General features: G+C 60.7%; 14 protein-coding genes. All 14 read right to left on the reverse strand.

All coding sequences use genetic code 11. From position 1 onward, the window contains the following. Positions 1–137: 137 nt before the first annotated feature. The 14 genes from GTU76_RS00005 to arnB all read right to left on the reverse strand — a co-directional run bounded on the left by GTU76_RS00005 (position 138) and on the right by arnB (position 15,806). On the reverse strand, positions 138–1,289 hold the full coding sequence (locus tag GTU76_RS00005) for an acyl-CoA dehydrogenase family protein (RefSeq protein ID WP_180697755.1): 1,152 nt from the start codon (positions 1,287–1,289) through the stop codon (positions 138–140). A 3-nt stretch (positions 1,290–1,292) separates the two neighbouring features. Next, positions 1,293–2,399 carry an enoyl-CoA hydratase/isomerase family protein gene (locus tag GTU76_RS00010; RefSeq protein WP_180697756.1) on the reverse strand — a complete coding sequence of 369 codons (1,107 nt, stop codon included), beginning with the start codon at positions 2,397–2,399 and terminating at the stop codon, positions 1,293–1,295. Between the two features lie 230 nt (positions 2,400–2,629). After that, positions 2,630–3,316 (reverse strand): HPP family protein, encoded by a 687-nt coding sequence (locus GTU76_RS00015; RefSeq protein WP_180697757.1) that lies wholly within the window; start codon positions 3,314–3,316, stop codon positions 2,630–2,632. 157 nt (positions 3,317–3,473) lie between these two features. Beyond that, the gene (locus GTU76_RS00020) at positions 3,474–4,652 is read right to left on the reverse strand and encodes an MFS transporter (protein ID WP_180697758.1); all 1,179 of its coding nucleotides are present in this window, start codon (positions 4,650–4,652) and stop codon (positions 3,474–3,476) included. 197 nt (positions 4,653–4,849) lie between these two features. Continuing rightward, the gene (locus GTU76_RS00025; RefSeq protein ID WP_175554279.1) at positions 4,850–5,368 is read right to left on the reverse strand and encodes a GNAT family N-acetyltransferase; all 519 of its coding nucleotides are present in this window, start codon (positions 5,366–5,368) and stop codon (positions 4,850–4,852) included. A 36-nt stretch (positions 5,369–5,404) separates the two neighbouring features. Continuing rightward, positions 5,405–7,000: an ArnT family glycosyltransferase gene (locus GTU76_RS00030; protein ID WP_180697759.1), complete on the reverse strand. Its 1,596-nt coding sequence runs from the start codon at positions 6,998–7,000 to the stop codon at positions 5,405–5,407. Beyond that, on the reverse strand, positions 6,997–8,376 hold the full coding sequence (locus GTU76_RS00035) for a UDP-glucose dehydrogenase family protein (protein ID WP_180697760.1): 1,380 nt from the start codon (positions 8,374–8,376) through the stop codon (positions 6,997–6,999). Before GTU76_RS00035 ends, GTU76_RS00030 begins: the two co-directional genes overlap by 4 nt. Next, positions 8,373–8,777, reverse strand: coding sequence for a 4-amino-4-deoxy-L-arabinose-phosphoundecaprenol flippase subunit ArnF (gene arnF / locus GTU76_RS00040; protein WP_016986767.1), 405 nt, complete (start codon positions 8,775–8,777; stop codon positions 8,373–8,375). Before arnF ends, GTU76_RS00035 begins: the two co-directional genes overlap by 4 nt. Beyond that, entirely contained in the window at positions 8,774–9,118 is a 345-nt protein-coding gene (arnE, locus tag GTU76_RS00045; RefSeq protein ID WP_016986766.1) for a 4-amino-4-deoxy-L-arabinose-phosphoundecaprenol flippase subunit ArnE, read from the reverse strand. The genes arnF and arnE overlap by 4 nt, the downstream gene beginning before the upstream one ends. Continuing rightward, the gene (gene arnT / locus GTU76_RS00050; protein ID WP_180697761.1) at positions 9,115–10,767 is read right to left on the reverse strand and encodes a lipid IV(A) 4-amino-4-deoxy-L-arabinosyltransferase; all 1,653 of its coding nucleotides are present in this window, start codon (positions 10,765–10,767) and stop codon (positions 9,115–9,117) included. The genes arnE and arnT overlap by 4 nt, the downstream gene beginning before the upstream one ends. Further along, on the reverse strand, positions 10,764–11,648 hold the full coding sequence (gene arnD, locus GTU76_RS00055) for a 4-deoxy-4-formamido-L-arabinose-phosphoundecaprenol deformylase (RefSeq protein ID WP_099759110.1): 885 nt from the start codon (positions 11,646–11,648) through the stop codon (positions 10,764–10,766). The genes arnT and arnD overlap by 4 nt, the downstream gene beginning before the upstream one ends. Then, positions 11,648–13,639: a bifunctional UDP-4-amino-4-deoxy-L-arabinose formyltransferase/UDP-glucuronic acid oxidase ArnA gene (gene arnA / locus GTU76_RS00060; RefSeq protein WP_180697762.1), complete on the reverse strand. Its 1,992-nt coding sequence runs from the start codon at positions 13,637–13,639 to the stop codon at positions 11,648–11,650. The genes arnD and arnA overlap by 1 nt, the downstream gene beginning before the upstream one ends. Beyond that, positions 13,636–14,661 carry an undecaprenyl-phosphate 4-deoxy-4-formamido-L-arabinose transferase gene (gene arnC, locus GTU76_RS00065; protein WP_099759112.1) on the reverse strand — a complete coding sequence of 342 codons (1,026 nt, stop codon included), beginning with the start codon at positions 14,659–14,661 and terminating at the stop codon, positions 13,636–13,638. Before arnC ends, arnA begins: the two co-directional genes overlap by 4 nt. Next, positions 14,658–15,806 carry a UDP-4-amino-4-deoxy-L-arabinose aminotransferase gene (gene arnB / locus GTU76_RS00070; protein WP_180697763.1) on the reverse strand — a complete coding sequence of 383 codons (1,149 nt, stop codon included), beginning with the start codon at positions 15,804–15,806 and terminating at the stop codon, positions 14,658–14,660. The genes arnC and arnB overlap by 4 nt, the downstream gene beginning before the upstream one ends. Positions 15,807–15,836: the final 30 nt, after the last annotated feature.

The following is a 15,836-nucleotide window of genomic DNA, read 5'->3' on the forward strand; positions in this document are numbered from 1 at the left end:
CCCAAGACACAGGCCATCTCCTTCGCGATGAGCAATGTGTCTATTAAAATGTGTCCACCATGTCTCCGAACACCTGTCCACCATGTGTCCGGTACATACAGGGAGAGGGCTGGGGTGAGGGAAAGGGGCCAACACCATTACAACTGATAGTTCTTCAACTCCCGCGCAATCACCATCCGCTGAATCTCGCTCGAGCCTTCATAGATCTGGGTAATCCGCGCATCGCGGTAATACTTCTCGACCGGATAATCTTCCAGATAGCCATACCCGCCATGAATCTGAATCGCCGACGAGCAGACCTTCTCGGCCATTTCCGAAGCAAACAGCTTGGCCTGCGAGGCCTCGGACAAACACGGTTTGCCCGCCGTCCGCAGACGCGCCGCATGCAGGATCATCAGCCGCGCCGCGTTGATCTGCATGTGCATGTCGGCGAGCAGGTTGGCGATGCTCTGGTGTTCATTGATCGGTTTGCCGAACTGGATACGATCTCGCGAATACACCAGCGCCGCCTCAAACGCCGCGCGGGCGATCCCCAGTGCTTGCGCGGCGATACCGATGCGTCCGCCTTCAAGGTTGGACAGGGCAATCGCCAGACCTTTGCCGCGCTCGCCGAGCAGATTGGCCTCGGGAATGCTGCAGTTGTTCAGCGTCACCGCACAGGTATCAGAGGCGCGGATGCCCATCTTGTGTTCGGTGCGATCGACGATGAAACCGGCGGTATCGGTCGGCACCAGAAACGCCGAAATCCCTTTCTTGCCCAGGTCCGGATCGGTCACCGCAAACACAATCGCCAGCTTCGCTCGCTTGCCGTTGCTGACAAATTGCTTGGCGCCGTTGATCACCCACTGGCCGTCACGCAGTTCGGCGCGGGTACGCAGGTTGTGCGCTTCGGAACCGGCCTGCGGCTCGGTCAGGCAGAAGCAGCCGATGGTTTGCCCGCTGGCCAGATCCGCCAGCCAGGTCTGTTTCTGCGCTTCGCTGCCGTAATTGAGCACCGGCCCGCAGCCCACTGAGTTGTGGATGCTCATGAACGCGCCGGTCGCGCCGTCACCGGCGGAAATCTCTTCCACGGCCAAGGCGTAGGCAACGTAATCGACATAGGTGCCGCCCCATTCCTCGGGCACGACCATGCCGAGCAACCCGAGCTCACCCATCTTCGCGACGAGCGCGTCGTCGATCCAGCCAGCGTTTTCCCAGGCCTGCGCGTGGGGCGCGATTTCGCCACGGGCAAAGTCCCGGGCCATGTCGCGAATCATCACTTGTTCTTCAGTCAGTTCGAGATCGTGCATGGCTCAGCTCCCGCTCTCATCAAAGCCTTGGAAGAAACTCGCGACATGGCCTGCGTCCAGCGCGGCGAGGGTCGGCGGGTTCCAGCGCGGTGTCTTGTCTTTATCGATCAGCAGGGCGCGTACGCCTTCGATTAGGTCGCCACGGGCGAACCACTGGCGATCCAGATGCAGCTCCAGCGCAAAGCAGTGTTCCAGGCTCAGGTGGCGACCGCGACGAAGCATTTCCAGGGTCACCGCCATGGCCAACGGCGAACGCGTTTCCAGCAGATTGGCGGTGGTGGTCGCCCATTCATGACTGTCGGCGACGGTCACCGCACGCAACTGCTCAACCATGCTCGGCACATCCGGCAGGGCGAAGAAGTGGTCGATGGCTGGGCGCAAGGCCTCAAGTGGCGCGTCGGGCAGGGTTTGCACGGCGTGTTTGGCCAACAGGTTTTGCAGCGCCTTGAGCGGCGTGTCCTGCCATTCCATCTGGTCGAGTCTTTCGTCGAGCAGCGCCAGTTTGCTGCTGTCCAGATACCAGTCGGCGAGGCCGCAATACAGCGCATCGGCGGCACGAATCTGCACGCCGCTGACGCCCAGATAAATCCCCAGCTCACCGGGAATGCGCGGCAGGAAATAACTGCCACCGACATCCGGGAAATAACCGATGGCCACTTCCGGCATCGCCAGACGGCTCTTCTCGGTGACCACGCGCAAATCCGCGCCTTGTACCAGGCCCATCCCTCCGCCGAGGACAAAACCGTCCATCAGCGCCAGCACCGGTTTGCGGTAGTGATGAATCGTCAGATCGAGGGCGTATTCCTCGACGAAGAAATCTTCGTGCAGCGTGTCGCCGCTTTTGAAACTGTCGTACAGCGAACGAATGTCGCCCCCGGCACAGAAGGCTTTTTCACCGGCACCGCGCAGGACTACGGCGTGAACATTGGCGTCAGTCGCCCAGGCATCGAGCTGCTGTTGCAGCAAACGCACCATGTCGAGGGTAATGGCGTTGAGACCGGCGGGGCGGTTGAGGGTCAGGTGACCGATGTGGTTGCGAACCTCGGCCAGCACTTCGTTTTGCGTGGCATCCATGGACTGGGTCCGCGGGGATGAAGCCTGAGCTGTCATCAGTAACTCCCTGCTTTTATTGTCTTTATTCGAGAAGCTCGCGCGCGAGCGTTACCGGATCGTAACAGTGCAAATTTGTCGTGTACAACCGGGATATTCGCAGGGGGAGTTTGCGTTTTTACCTTGGTCGAAAATGTGCGCGCTCATGTAGGAGCTGCCGCAGGCTGCGATCTTTTGACTTTGATTTTAAAGATCAAAAGATCGCAGCCTGCGGCAGCTCCTACACAGAGTCAACGGAAGGTTTGGGTAATGCTGCGGCGCTTGGCGTGCAGTTCGCTGGCGTGGATCAGTTGTTCGAGATCCTCGGGGGTGATGTCGATGAAGGCTTCCATCTCGGCCAAGGCAAGTTTCAGGTCTTCGGCGGTGATCGCCTGACTGTCGACCGGCCCAAGCACCGGCGCCGGTTCCGTCGGACGTTTCGGATAACGAATGCGCGTCAGGTTATTGTAGGCAAGCGCGCTGAGCAGCATGCACGCCGCGCCGAGCATCACCGGTTCCATGGCTTTCCAGTTCATGGCGATGGTCGCAGGATCGGCCAGCACCAGTGTCAGTGCCAACGCCCCGGCCGGCGGATGCAGACAACGCAGCCAGCACATCAGAATCAACGCCATGCCCGCCGCCAGACAGGCGCTGCCCAAAGTCCGGCCGAGCACATGGGCGACCAGCAACGCGACGACGCCAGCACACAAGTAGCCGCCGAGAATCGACCACGGCTGGGCGAGGGCGCCGGAGGACACGGCGAACAGCAACACCGCCGAAGCACCCAGCGGGCCGATCAGGTGATAGGCGACTTCATGGCCGAACACCTGCGCGCATAGCCACACACTGAACAATGTGCCCAATGCCATGCCGATGGCGGCACGGCTCCATTCGGTGGGGCGGGTGTTGATGGCGGCGGGCAACCAGCGAGCGAGCATGTGAATCCGATCCTTGCAGCAAATTCGAGGCAAAAAAAAGGACTTGTCCGGCATATCCGGAAAGCCCTCGAAGTGTTCCAACATTGGGGGAGGAACGCGCACAGTGTGCCGGGCAAACTCGATGCTGACAAATTCATATTAATGCACATTTAGTGCATTAATTTTGAATTGAAGCGACGCGACGACCACTCACGAAGCACAAGTAGCCGCCCACCGCCGCCAAGGCGCTCAAGGCATAGAACATGCTCGGCGCCGGCGTATGCATCAGCAGAAACCCGCACATGACGGGGCTCGCCGCGCCGCCCAGGGCCGCAAGGTTCTGCGCGCCGTAATAGCTGCCGCGCAGTTCTTCGGGAGCCAGGGTGTCGACAAACAGGAAGTCTGCCGGATAGATGATCATCTCGCCCAAGGTGAAGATGAACATCGCCACGCACCAGCCGACCAGACTGTCGGCCAGACTGAAGCCGATCAGCCCGACGATGAACAACGCGGTGCCGCCGGCGATCCAGTGGCGCAGGTGTTCGCGGCTGAGTAAACGGCCGATCTGGTACTGCAACACAATCACCGTGATCGCGTTGCAGGCGAGCAGGGCGGCCATGGTGTCCAGGGTCTGTTGCTGGGTATGCGTGACCAGCAGGTATTGCGACAGGTACAGGGTGAAACGCCCGTGTACCAACGTACTGAGCAGGCAACCCAAGGTAAACAGGATCATCGTGCGATCGTTTTTCAGGATGATCAGGGTTTTCAGAAAACTTTGTGGCTGAGCGACGATTGAGGGAGGATTTGCTTCGCGCGCGGGACCGAGCAGCAGAAAGAGGCTGCCGATGGCAATCGCGCCTGCGACGATAAACGGCGCTGACGGCTGAACGCCGGCAATCACCACGCCGATCATCGGGCCGACGGCGTAACCGATGTTGGTCAGTGTGTAGTTGAGGGAAAACGCCTTGACCCGTTGGCCCACCGGCAGATTTTCACTGAGGATGGCTTTGGAGCAGATCAGGAACAGCGCCGACGCCGTTTCGCTGATGATCAGCACCACGGTGACCAGATACAGATTCTGCGCGAAGGTCAGCAGGATCAGACCGATACCACTCGAGAGCATGGTCAGGATCAGCAACCGGCGCTTGTCGAGCCGATCGATGATGTAGCCGCCGTACAACGACAATAGCGTGGCGCTGAACACCGCGATGCCCAACAGCAGACCGACGTCCTGTGGGTTGAGGCCGAGCTTGTTGCTGAGGAACAGCGTCAGTAGCGGGCTGATCAGCGCACGGCTGATGACGACGGTCAGCGAACTGATCATCAACCGGCGGATGAGGCGTGAGTAGGTGGCCACGAAGGGTCAATGTCCTTATTTCAAATGCTTGGTGGGCGTACGTCATCCTCACCGGGCGGCCATCACCGGTCAAGCTGCCACAACACTATCCCTGTGGGAGCGAGCTTGCTCGCGAAAGCAGTTTGTCAGTCAACATCCATGTCACAGGACCACCGCATTCGCGAGCAAGCTCGCTCCTACAGGGGGGTGTGTGGTCTTCAGGAAAGGGGCAGGCGCATGGCGCAGCGCCGCTCTGCGGGAAAGCCATAACGGACTTCGGCTTGCAGCGCATCGCGTAAATGGCGATCGGCTTGTACATTCGCCAACTCGACAAACCCCAACCTCTGATAAAACGGCGCATTCCACGGCAGATCGCGAAAGGTGGTCAGCGTCACTGAGTTCAACTGCATCGCGCGCGCTTGTTCAATGACGGCCGCAACCAGTGCGCGACCCATGCCTTGTCCTTGAAAAGCCTGACTGACGGACAGCTCCTCAATGTGCAGGTGCTGATCGATAGCTACAGCACGAACAAATCCAGTCAGTTGCCCGTCGCTATTTGCCGCAACCCACACGTACGCCTGTTCGATGGCCAGCAGATGTCGCGCAGCAGCGGGCACCTCGGCATCAGCCAGCCATGCCAGTGAAGGATCAAGACGAAACAATTGCGCTGCCGAGCGCTCGATCGCGGGGAGGGCAACCGCGTCAGCGAGGCTGGCGCGGCGTACGTCGATGGTCATGTTGAGGCGCATCCTGCCGATCAAAAGGTCGACAGGTTACGGTTTCAGCCACAGCAATACATAGTCGTTTTTGTCGAAACGCCCACTCAACACCGGCTGCGCGTTTTCCAGCGGTGTGGCCTTGAGGGATGGCAGATCACTGCGATCCATCATCAACCACGCCGGACCTTTGAGCGCCTCCAGCTGCTGCACCGAGTCGCTGAACTGCGGTTGCAGATCCTGCGAGAGATTGACCATGAACTTGATCGCCTTCGCGTCCTTGCCCATGCCGTGCAACACCAGTGGCGCCGGATTTTGCTGAACCTGGGCGAACACCGCGAGACTGAATGTCTGCGTGTCATACAGGCGCCGCTCCACCGGTTCAAACACTGCCGCATACACCGTCCATAGCGCCAACACGGCACACAATGCCAACAGTTCGGCGCGCCAACGCGGGACCAACAATCTCGACAGAGCCAGCAACTGAAAAACGCCCAACGCGATCAAGACAACAGAAACTTCACTCAACTGCTCGGGAAAGCGCCGTTGGGCAACCAGCAAAACCACCAGCAACAAGCCCGGCGTGACCAGCCACAAGCCCATGAGCAAACCGCGCAAATAGCGGAACACGCGCCCGTGCGCGACCTGAAACGGATACGCCGCAATGATCGCCGCCATCGGCAGCATCGGCAGCACATACCGGGCCTTCTTCGCCTGCGGAATCGACAGCCCGAGCATCACGATCAACCCCGCCGCCGCGCAATACTGCACCAAGCGCAGCGCCGGGCCACGTTGCTGCGGTTTGCTTAGCCAGGCCGCCGCCAACACCAGCAATGCCAACGGATACGCCAGCGCATAGTTACCAAGCGAGCTGGTGAAGTAATACAGCGAACCACTGACACCTTCGCTGCCGTCCATGCGCCCCATGAACTGCATGCGAATCACGTCCTGCAAGAAGACCGGGCCACCGCTGAGTTTCGCCAGCCACAACAGCAGGCCGACACAGGCTGCGAGCAACAGCGAAGCCAACACGCCGAACACCAGCAGCCGCGACCATTCACGGTTGAGCAGGTAATAGCTGCACAGCATGCCGGTCGGCACCACCAGCCCGATCGGCCCGCGAATCCCGAAACCCAGCAAGAGCAATACGAAGATCAGCGGCCAACGACGTCCGCCGCCAAAATGATCATGGGCATAACCCAGATAGAACACCGCAAACGCCACCGCCGCGAGCATCAAATCCTGCGACACTGCGCGCACTTCTGTGACGAAACCGCTGGTCAGCATCAGCAAGGCAATACTGATCAACGCCCAACGCCGTGAGTACGGAGCCAGCAGTCGATACATCAGTGTCACGATCAACGCGCCCGCGAACGCACTTGGCGCCCACGCAGTCAACGCATTCACCGCGCCGAACGGCAACGACAGCAGCCAGATAAACAGCGTCGAAACCGCTGAATAATCCGCGTACGGCTGACCATAAGTGGTCGGAAACACCGTCGGCCCATGGCGCAGCATTTCCTGCGCAAACAGCACAAACCGCGAGTCGAAACCGATCGGAGCCTGCCCATAGACCCCGGCGATGAACACTAAAAACGCCAGCAGCCCTGCGATCAGGGACTGCCGGCGAATCTCGGGCGATAACGCGATCAAGCGACGTCGGACGCGTGTGGCCACTGTTGCAGCGGGATCGGCAATTTGCGCGATTCGCCACGGCCCATCGGGAAGTACTGGAAGCCGTTGCGCGCCAGACGCTCGGCGTCGTAAAGGTTGCGCCCGTCGAAGATCACCGGGGTGTTGAGACGCTGTTTGATCAGGTCGAAATCCGGAGCCTTGAACTGCTGCCACTCGGTGCAGATGATCAGCGCGTCGGCGCCGGGCAATACCGATTCCGGCGTGCCCATCAGCATCAGTTTCGACTCGTCCGGGTAGAGGTTCTGGGTTTCCTGCATGGCTTCCGGGTCGAACGCGCGCACGCTGGCACCGGCCGCCCACAACTCTTCCAGCAACACCCGGCTCGGTGCATCGCGCATGTCATCGGTGTTGGGTTTGAATGCCAGGCCCCACAGGGCGAAGGTCTTGCCGCGCAGATCACCCTTGTAGAACGCATTGATGCGCTCGAACAACTTGTGTTTCTGCCGCTGGTTGATCGCCTCGACCGCTTGCAGCAAGTCGCTGGAGCAATGCGCTTCTTCGGCGCTGTAGATCAGCGCGCGCATGTCTTTCGGGAAGCACGAGCCGCCATACCCGCAGCCCGGATAAATGAAGTGGTAACCGATGCGCGTGTCAGCACCGATGCCCTGGCGCACCGATTCGATGTCGGCACCCAGGTGTTCGGCGAGTTCGGCAATCTGGTTGATGAAGCTGATCTTGGTCGCCAGCATGCAGTTGGCGGCGTACTTGGTCAGCTCGGCGCTGCGCAGGTCCATGAACATGATGCGGTCGTGGTTGCGGTTGAACGGCGAGTACAGATCACGCATCACATCGCGTACGTCATCACCCTCGCAGCCGATGACGATGCGGTCCGGACGACGGCAGTCGGCAACGGCCGAGCCTTCCTTGAGGAATTCCGGGTTGGAGACGATATCGAATTGCAGCAGGCGGCCGGTTTTGATCAAGGCTTTTTCGATGTGCTTGCGCAAGGTGTCGCCGGTGCCCACCGGTACCGTGGATTTTTCCACCAGAATCAGCGGCTGCTCACGATGGCGGGCAATCGCGTCACCCACCGACAGCACGTAGCGCAGATCCGCCGAGCCATCCTCACGCGACGGCGTACCCACGGCGATAAACGCGACTCGACCGTGCTGCACGGCAAGTTGCTCATCAGTGGTAAATTGCAGGCGTTTCGAGTCGAGACCTTCGCGCACCAGGCTGGCCAGCCCAGGCTCAAAAATGCTGACATGACCCTGGCGCAACAGGTCGACCTTCTTCTGGTCGACGTCCATGCACACGACATCATGGCCGACCTCGGCCAACACAGCCGCTTGCACCAGACCGACGTAACCGCTGCCAAATACTGTGATTTTCATGGAGCACTCCTGAATTCGGGCGCACGAGCCGGACGAGTGTTGATGGTGATGACCCCGAGCATGACCAGCGCCACGCCGAGTGATTTAGTGAAACTGAAGGATTCGTTGAACAGCGGCAGACTGGCCGCCAGCAGATACACCAGCGCATAGCTGATGCTCAGCAGCGAGTAAGCCCGGCCCAGCGGCAGATCGCGCAGGGCGGCGAGCCAGCAAAGCATTGACAGGGCGTAGGCAAAAACCGCCGCAATGACCACGGCCAGCGCCCGCCAATCGAGGCTGTCGATGTGCAGCCATTGTTCCGGCACGGGCAGGCGGGTCATGCTCCAGCGCATGCCCAGTTGCGCAGCGCTGACGAGGAACACGCTGCCCAGCGCGAACGTGATGCCGCGACGTTGATTCATGACTGTTGCCCCAGCAAAACCACGCCGCCGATGACCAATGCCACGCCAAACCAATGCTGGCGGTCGATGGGTTCACGGAAGACGAAGCGCGCAATCAGGGTGATCAGCACGAAGTTGAGGCTGAGCATCGGGTAGGCGATGCCGACTTCCAGACGCTGCAACACCAGCAACCAGACCAACAGACCTGAGCCGAGGGCGAGCAGGGCCAACCACAACCACGGCGTACGCAGCTTTTCGGCCCAGCCCGACTCGACGCCGCGCCAGCTCTCCACGGCGTACTTCTGCGCCACCTGGCCGAGGCAGGTCAGCAGGCACGCGGCCAACAGCAGCAACAGGCTCATGACGCCTCCTTGGGCAGGATCATGATCACCAGGTTGCCCTGTTCGTAACGGAGGCCGTCCTTGGGCAACTTGTCGATTTCGTCCAGTTCGTCCTGCCCCTTGACGCGCATCACCACGCCGACCGAACCGCTGCGGCGCGCCTCACGCATCCACCGTTGCACGTCTTTGGTGTCAACCCGCTGTTGAATGCCGTCAGGATAGGCAAGGCCATATTTCAGTTCGCCTATCGTGTTGTACAACGCCACTTGCGGCGTTTTCAGGCGCCAGGCCAGCGCCGAAGCAGCGCCGAGGTCGTTGCTCAGCAGATGCGTGGTTTGCGCCAGTTCGGTGACGTGATGCCTGATGAATTGATCGGGCATCTTGTTGGCGACCACCGATTTCGGCAGTGCCGCCGGGAGCACCGCGATCAGCAACAGGCTGCCGAGCGCCGGTGCTGCCCAGCATTGCAGCGGCAGAAAGGCTTGCAGCAGGTTGGCGATGATCCAGCCGATCAGCGCGATAAACACCAGCACCATGCTGTGCAGTTCGTGGTCGTAGACCGGTTTGGTCAGTTGCAGATAGACCAGCGCAATCAACGTGACGACGCCCAGCAACAGATTGAGCAGACCATTGATGCTCAGCGCGCGACCTTGCTCAAGACGCAAGCGGTCGGCCAGCGCATTGCCCAGCAACAACGCCATCGGCAGCAGGCACGGCAGGATGTAAGTCGGCAGTTTGCCGTTGGCCAGGCTGAAAAACCCCAGCGGCATCGCCAGCCAGAGCAGCACAAAGACCATTTTCGGCTGAGCGCGGCTTTGCCAGGCTTGTTTGAACGCGGTCGGCAGCAACCCCACCCACGGCAGACTGAACGCCACCAGCAGTGGCAGGTAGAACCACCAGGGCGCATCGTGTTGCGCATCGTCACCGGCAAAGCGGCGGATGTGCTCGTGCCAGAAGAAGAACCGCCAGTAGTCCGGCTCCTGCGCATGCACTGCGAGCACCCACGGCAGGCTGACGAGGATCGCCACGGCAATCGCCACCGGGCCGAACATCAGCAGTTCACGCCAGCGTTTTTGCCAGAGCATCCACGGCAGGGCGATCAGCACCGGCAGCAGCCAGGCGAGAAAGCCTTTGGTCATGAAACCCATGCCACAGGCCAGCCCCATTACCGCCCAGGCTGCCATGCGCTTGCCGCCGGTTTGACTGTCGAAGGCAAACCACAGCGCCACCAGACTCAGATTGACCCAGAAGGTGAATTGCGGATCGAGGTTGGCGTAACCGGCCTGACCGGCGACGATAGTGAAACTCATGTAAAGCAGGGCGCAGACGAAGCTTTTGCGCGGCTCGTTCCACAAGCGCCGAGCGACCAGATAGCACAGCAGCACGCTCAACCCGGTGCTGAGCGCCGACGCAAAGCGCACGCCGAACAGGTTCTGCCCGAACAACTCCTGACCCAGCGCGATCATCCAGTAACCGGCAATCGGCTTCTCGAAATAACGCAGGCTCATGAAGTGCGGCGACACCCAGTTGCCACTGAGCAGCATGTCCTGGCTGATCTGTGCGTAACGGGTCTCATCAGGAATCCACAAACCGTGCGTGCCTAGCGGCAGCAGATAGGCCAGCAAGCAAATACCCAGCAACAGCAGTGGCAGCGTCCAGCGTTTAATCATGCGCCTTGCACTCCCAGCCAGCCTTCACGGCCGTCGAGGGCGCCGCGTTGCACGCGACCCACGGGCAAGGTGTTGAAGAACTCGGGCAGCAAGTCGCCCAGTGGTTTGAAGTCGATGTTGCGTTGGCGCGCATCGGCCAACAATTGACGAAAATCCTCAGCCATCAGAATCCCTTCTACTTCGGCGTGAATGGTGTAGACGTTGAGTTGTTGCGGGCGAAAGTGATCAAGGATGAAACCGTTGAAATCCCGCGCCGCGACGATGGGGCCGACGACTTCGTCGAAGGTCGGCAGGTCCACCGGAATCTGCGGGGTGCCCGGCGTACCGTCGGCCAGCAAAGGGCGAAACAGGTGTTGCCCACGGCAATCGCTGTTGTAGCGAAAGCCGAAGGCTTGCTTGGCCTCGATCACGCGTTCGTCCGCACGCCAACCGGCGGCGGCCGAGCACTCGACTTTCTCGCCGAGAATGTCGCTCAAAGTGTCGACGCCCTGACGGATCTGCTCGATCAGTTGCGCATTGCTCCAGCGCCCGGCATTGGCCTGCCAGCCGTGGTGATCCCACGCATGCAGGCCCACTTCATGACCGGCGTCGCGGGCCTGACGCATCAGGTGCCCGAGATCGCGGCCGATCGGCTTGCCCGGCCACGCGGTGCCGGCGAGCAGAATGTCCCAGCCGTACAGGCCGGCAGCATTGGAGCGGAGCATTTTCCAGAGAAACTGCGGGCGGATCAGGCGCCACAGATGCCGGCCCATGTTGTCCGGGCCGACACTGAAGAAGAACGTTGCCTTGATCTGCGCCTCGTCGAGCATTTCCAGCAGCCGCGGCACACCTTCACGGGTGCCGCGGTAGGTGTCGACGTCGATACGAAGTCCTGCCTGCATTACTTCTTGTCCGCGATTTCGAGCATGGCCTCGCGCAAGAAGAAATCGAGCGTATTGCCGATGGTCTCGCGCATTTCCACGGTCGGCGTCCAGTCCAGCAGACGCTTGGCGTTGGCAATGCTGGGTTTACGGTGCTCGACGTCCTGGTAACCGGCACCGTAGAACGCCTTGCTTTCCACGTCGCGGAAACCGGCGAACGGCGGGAAGTTGTCACGCAGCGGGTGCGCTTCGAACTGACGCAGTAGCTCTTCGCCTAACTGACGGATGCTGGCTTCGTTGTCCGGGTTGCCGATGTTGATGATCTGGCCGTTGCAGACGTCGTTGTCGTTATCGATGATCCGCGCGAGTGCCTCGACGCCGTCAGCGATGTCGGTGAAGCAGCGTTTCTGCTCGCCACCGTCGAACAGGCGAATCGGCGTGCCTTCGACCAGGTTGAGGATCAACTGGGTGATGGCGCGGGAGCTGCCGATGCGGGCCGAATCCAGACGGTCAAGGCGTGGGCCCATCCAGTTGAACGGGCGGAACAGGGTGAAATTCAAGCCCTTGGCGCCGTAGGCCCAGATCACCCGGTCCAGCAGTTGCTTGGACACGGAGTAGATCCAGCGCTGCTTGTTGATCGGGCCGACCACCAGGTTGGAAGTGTCTTCATCGAAGTGTTTGTCCTGGCACATGCCATAGACTTCCGAGGTCGACGGGAAGATCACGCGCTTGTTGTACTTGACGCAGTAGCGCACCAGTTTCAGGTTTTCTTCGAAGTCGAGTTCGAACACACGCAGCGGGTTGCGGGTGTATTCGATCGGCGTGGCGATGGCCACCAGCGGCAGGACCACGTCGCACTTCTTGATGTGGTACTCGATCCACTCGGAGTGAATGCTGATGTCGCCTTCGACGTAGTGGAAGTGCGGATGGCTGCGCAGACGGTCGATGGCGTCGGAACCGATATCCAGACCATAGACTTCATAGCGGTCATCGCGCAGCAGGCGCTCGGACAAGTGATTGCCGATAAAACCGTTGACGCCGAGGATCAGCACGCGCGTGCGACGTGGCGCACGGCCGGATTCGGCACCGCGCAACAGCGAGCCGTCGACCAGGCCGAGTTCGTTGGCCAGTTGTGGGCCACTGAGGAACAGGCCGTGGTCGTTGCGCTGGCCGGAGAGGATCACCAGCGAGTCTTCGCCACAGGCAATGCGCAGCGGGTCGACACTGATCACCCGGCCCGGCGCCTGACCGTCGTTGCCTTTGACGACTTCGGCGCTCCAGACGATGAGTTTGTGCTCGCCAACCGCGCAGAACGCGCCCGGATACGGTTGGGTCACCGCACGCACCAGGTTGAACAGTTGCTCGGCCGGTTTCGCCCAGACCAGTTTGCCGTCCGCAGCGGTGCGACGCCCGAATACGCTGGCTTTCGATTCGTCCTGCGGGGTTTCACTGATCTTGCCTTGCAGCATGGCTGGCAGGGTGTCACGCAACAGATCGCTGGCCGCAGCGCGCAATTTGCCGTGCAGGCTCAACGCGGTGTCGCTGCGTTCGATGGCGACACGTTGCTGAGCAACGATGGCGCCGGCATCGGCACGCTTGACCATGCGGTGCAAAGTGACGCCGGTTTCGGTTTCGCCGTTGACCAGTACCCAGTTGGCTGGGGCGCGGCCACGGTAGCTTGGCAGCAGCGAACCGTGCAGGTTGAACGCACCTTTTTTGGCCACGGCCAGCAACGACTCGCTCAGCAGGTTGCGGTAGTAGAACGAGAAAATGTACTCAGGGGCGAGCTTGGCAATCCGCTCGATCCACAACGGGTGGTTGACGTCTTCCGGCGCGTGCACCGGGATGCCTTTGTTGGCGCACAGTTGCGCAACCGATCCGTAGAACGCGTTCTCTTTCGGGTCATCGGCGTGAGTGAACACCGCCGCGATGTCGTAGCCGCTGTCGAGCAAGGCTTGAATGCCGGCGCAACCAATATCGTGATAAGCGAAGACAACAGTTTTTGCACTCATGAGAGAACCTGACCGGTAGTAGAAGTAGTAGTGGAGAGACCATCAACGGTGACTGCAGGCGCCGGCTCGGCGGCGTGGCTGCGCAAGACTTTTTCAATGAAGAAACGCGGGCGGGCGCGCACGTCGCTGTACATGCGTCCCAGGTATTCGCCGAGCAGGCCCATGCCGATGAACTGGCCACCGGTGAACACGAAGAGCACGGCGAACAGCACGAACATGCCGTCACCGGCCCAGCCGGAACCGAAGGCCAGACGCATGACGATCAACGCAAAAGCAAACAGCAATCCAAGCCCGGCCATGGTGAAACCGACGATGCTCAGCAGGCGCAACGGCGTGGTGGTCATGCAGGTGACCAGGTCGAACATCAGGTTGATCAGACGCATCGGGCTGTACTTCGAATCGCCGTGCTCACGTTCGGCGTGGGCCACGACGATTTCGGTGGTGTGGCGGGCGAAGCTGTTGGCCAGAATCGGGATGAAGGTGCTGCGTTCACGGCAGGCGAGCATTGCGTCGATGATCGTCCGGCGGTAAGCGCGGAGCATGCAGCCGTAGTCGCTCATGGCGACGCCGGTGGAGCGTTGCACGGCGAGGTTGATCAGCTTCGACGGATAGCGGCGCAGGGCCGAATCCTGGCGGTTGCCGCGCACGGTGCCGACCACGTCGTAACCCTTTTCCGCTTCGGCGACCAGCCGCGGGATTTCTTCCGGCGGGTTCTGCAGGTCGGCGTCGAGGGTGATCACGACATCGCCTTTGCATTGTTCGAAACCGGCCATGATTGCTGCGTGCTGGCCGTAGTTACGGTTGAGGATGACCGCCACGAACGGGCTGTCTTCACGGGTCGCGGCTTCTTCCAGAAGGTTGGCGGACTCGTCACGGCTGCCGTCGTCGACGAGGACGATTTCAAAGTCGTGACGCAGCATCTGGCAGGCGGCTTCAGTACGGCGCAGCAGTTCCGGCAGGCTGTCCTGTTCGTTGTAGACCGGGATAACGATCGACACACAGCGGATCGGATAAGGTTTCACGGGCGTTTGTCCATAAGAGTGGCGATGGCACCGACCACGCGATCAAGGTCTTGATCGCTCATGTCGGGGAACAACGGAATCGAGCACAGCCGCGCCGAGTTCCATTCGGTGTTGGGCAGATACAGATCGGGGTCACGCTGGCGATACCAGGTGTGCAGGTGAGTGGCGATGAAATGGATACCGGTACCGATGCCCTGGTCCTGCAAGCCTTTCATGAAGGCTTCGCGGTCCATGCCGCAGCGCTCGCTGTCGATGCGCAGGATGAACAGGTGCCAGGCGTGGGTTTGTGCGTAGGCGGGCAAAGCCAGTGGTTGCACCGGCAGGCCTTCGAGTTTTCGCCGGTAGGCGGCGGCCAGTTCGGTGCGGCGCGCGTTGATCGCGTCGAGACGCTCCAGTTGCACCAGGGCAATCGCCGCATTGATGTCGGCGAGGTTGTATTTGAAACCCGGCTCCATCACTTGCGCCTGCGGCTTGCGGCCACCGGTCAGGCGATCGTAGGCGTCGACACCCAGACCATGGAACTTGAGCATGCGCACACGGCTGGCCAGGGCTTCGTTGTCGGTGACGAACATCGCGCCTTCGGCACAGGTCATGTTCTTGATCGCGTGGAAGGAGAAAATCGCCGTGCCTTGCGAGCCGACGTGGCGCCCCTTGTAACGGGTGCCGGCAGCGTGGGCGGCGTCTTCGATGACCGCGATGCCGTGTTTGTCGGCCAGCGCATACAGCGGATCAAGATCAAATGCGGCGCCGGCGTAATGCACCGGAATGATTGCTTTGGTGCGTGGGGTGATGGCAGCTTCGATGCGCGCGGCATCGGTCATCAAGGTGTCGCGATCAACGTCGACGAACACCGGCGTGGCGCCGAGCAGGGAAATCATGTTGGCGGTCGAGACCCAGGTCTGCGACGGGGTGATGACTTCGTCACCCGGGCCAATGCCCAGCGCCAGCAAGGTAATGTGCATGCCGCCGGTGGCGGACGAAAGTGCCACCGCGTGGCGACAGCCAACGTATTGCGCGAATTGTTCTTCGAGTGCCTGATTTTTCGGTCCGGTGGTGATCCAGCCGGAACGCAATACTTGTTCAACGGCTGCAATTTCTTCATCGCCGATACTCGGGCGAGAGAAGGGGAGAAACGCCTGACTCATGAACACCTCATCACAAACAATCAGAAGAAA

The sequence above is a fragment of the Pseudomonas crudilactis genome, from assembly GCF_013433315.1.
In the GTDB taxonomy this organism is placed as follows: domain Bacteria; phylum Pseudomonadota; class Gammaproteobacteria; order Pseudomonadales; family Pseudomonadaceae; genus Aquipseudomonas; species Aquipseudomonas crudilactis.

Coding starts and splice junctions, on each gene's coding strand:
- arnD (WP_099759110.1), bottom strand. CDS start 11,648: ATGCAGGCAGGACTTCGTATCGACGTCGACACCTACCGCGGCACCCGT.
- arnB (WP_180697763.1), bottom strand. CDS start 15,806: ATGAGTCAGGCGTTTCTCCCCTTCTCTCGCCCGAGTATCGGCGATGAA.
- GTU76_RS00035 (WP_180697760.1), bottom strand. CDS start 8,376: ATGAAAATCACAGTATTTGGCAGCGGTTACGTCGGTCTGGTGCAAGCG.
- arnF (WP_016986767.1), bottom strand. CDS start 8,777: ATGAATCAACGTCGCGGCATCACGTTCGCGCTGGGCAGCGTGTTCCTC.
- GTU76_RS00025 (WP_175554279.1), bottom strand. CDS start 5,368: ATGACCATCGACGTACGCCGCGCCAGCCTCGCTGACGCGGTTGCCCTC.
- arnT (WP_180697761.1), bottom strand. CDS start 10,767: ATGATTAAACGCTGGACGCTGCCACTGCTGTTGCTGGGTATTTGCTTG.
- GTU76_RS00010 (WP_180697756.1), bottom strand. CDS start 2,399: ATGACAGCTCAGGCTTCATCCCCGCGGACCCAGTCCATGGATGCCACG.
- GTU76_RS00015 (WP_180697757.1), bottom strand. CDS start 3,316: ATGCTCGCTCGCTGGTTGCCCGCCGCCATCAACACCCGCCCCACCGAA.
- arnE (WP_016986766.1), bottom strand. CDS start 9,118: ATGAGCCTGTTGCTGCTGTTGGCCGCGTGCCTGCTGACCTGCCTCGGC.
- GTU76_RS00005 (WP_180697755.1), bottom strand. CDS start 1,289: ATGCACGATCTCGAACTGACTGAAGAACAAGTGATGATTCGCGACATG.
- arnA (WP_180697762.1), bottom strand. CDS start 13,639: ATGAGTGCAAAAACTGTTGTCTTCGCTTATCACGATATTGGTTGCGCC.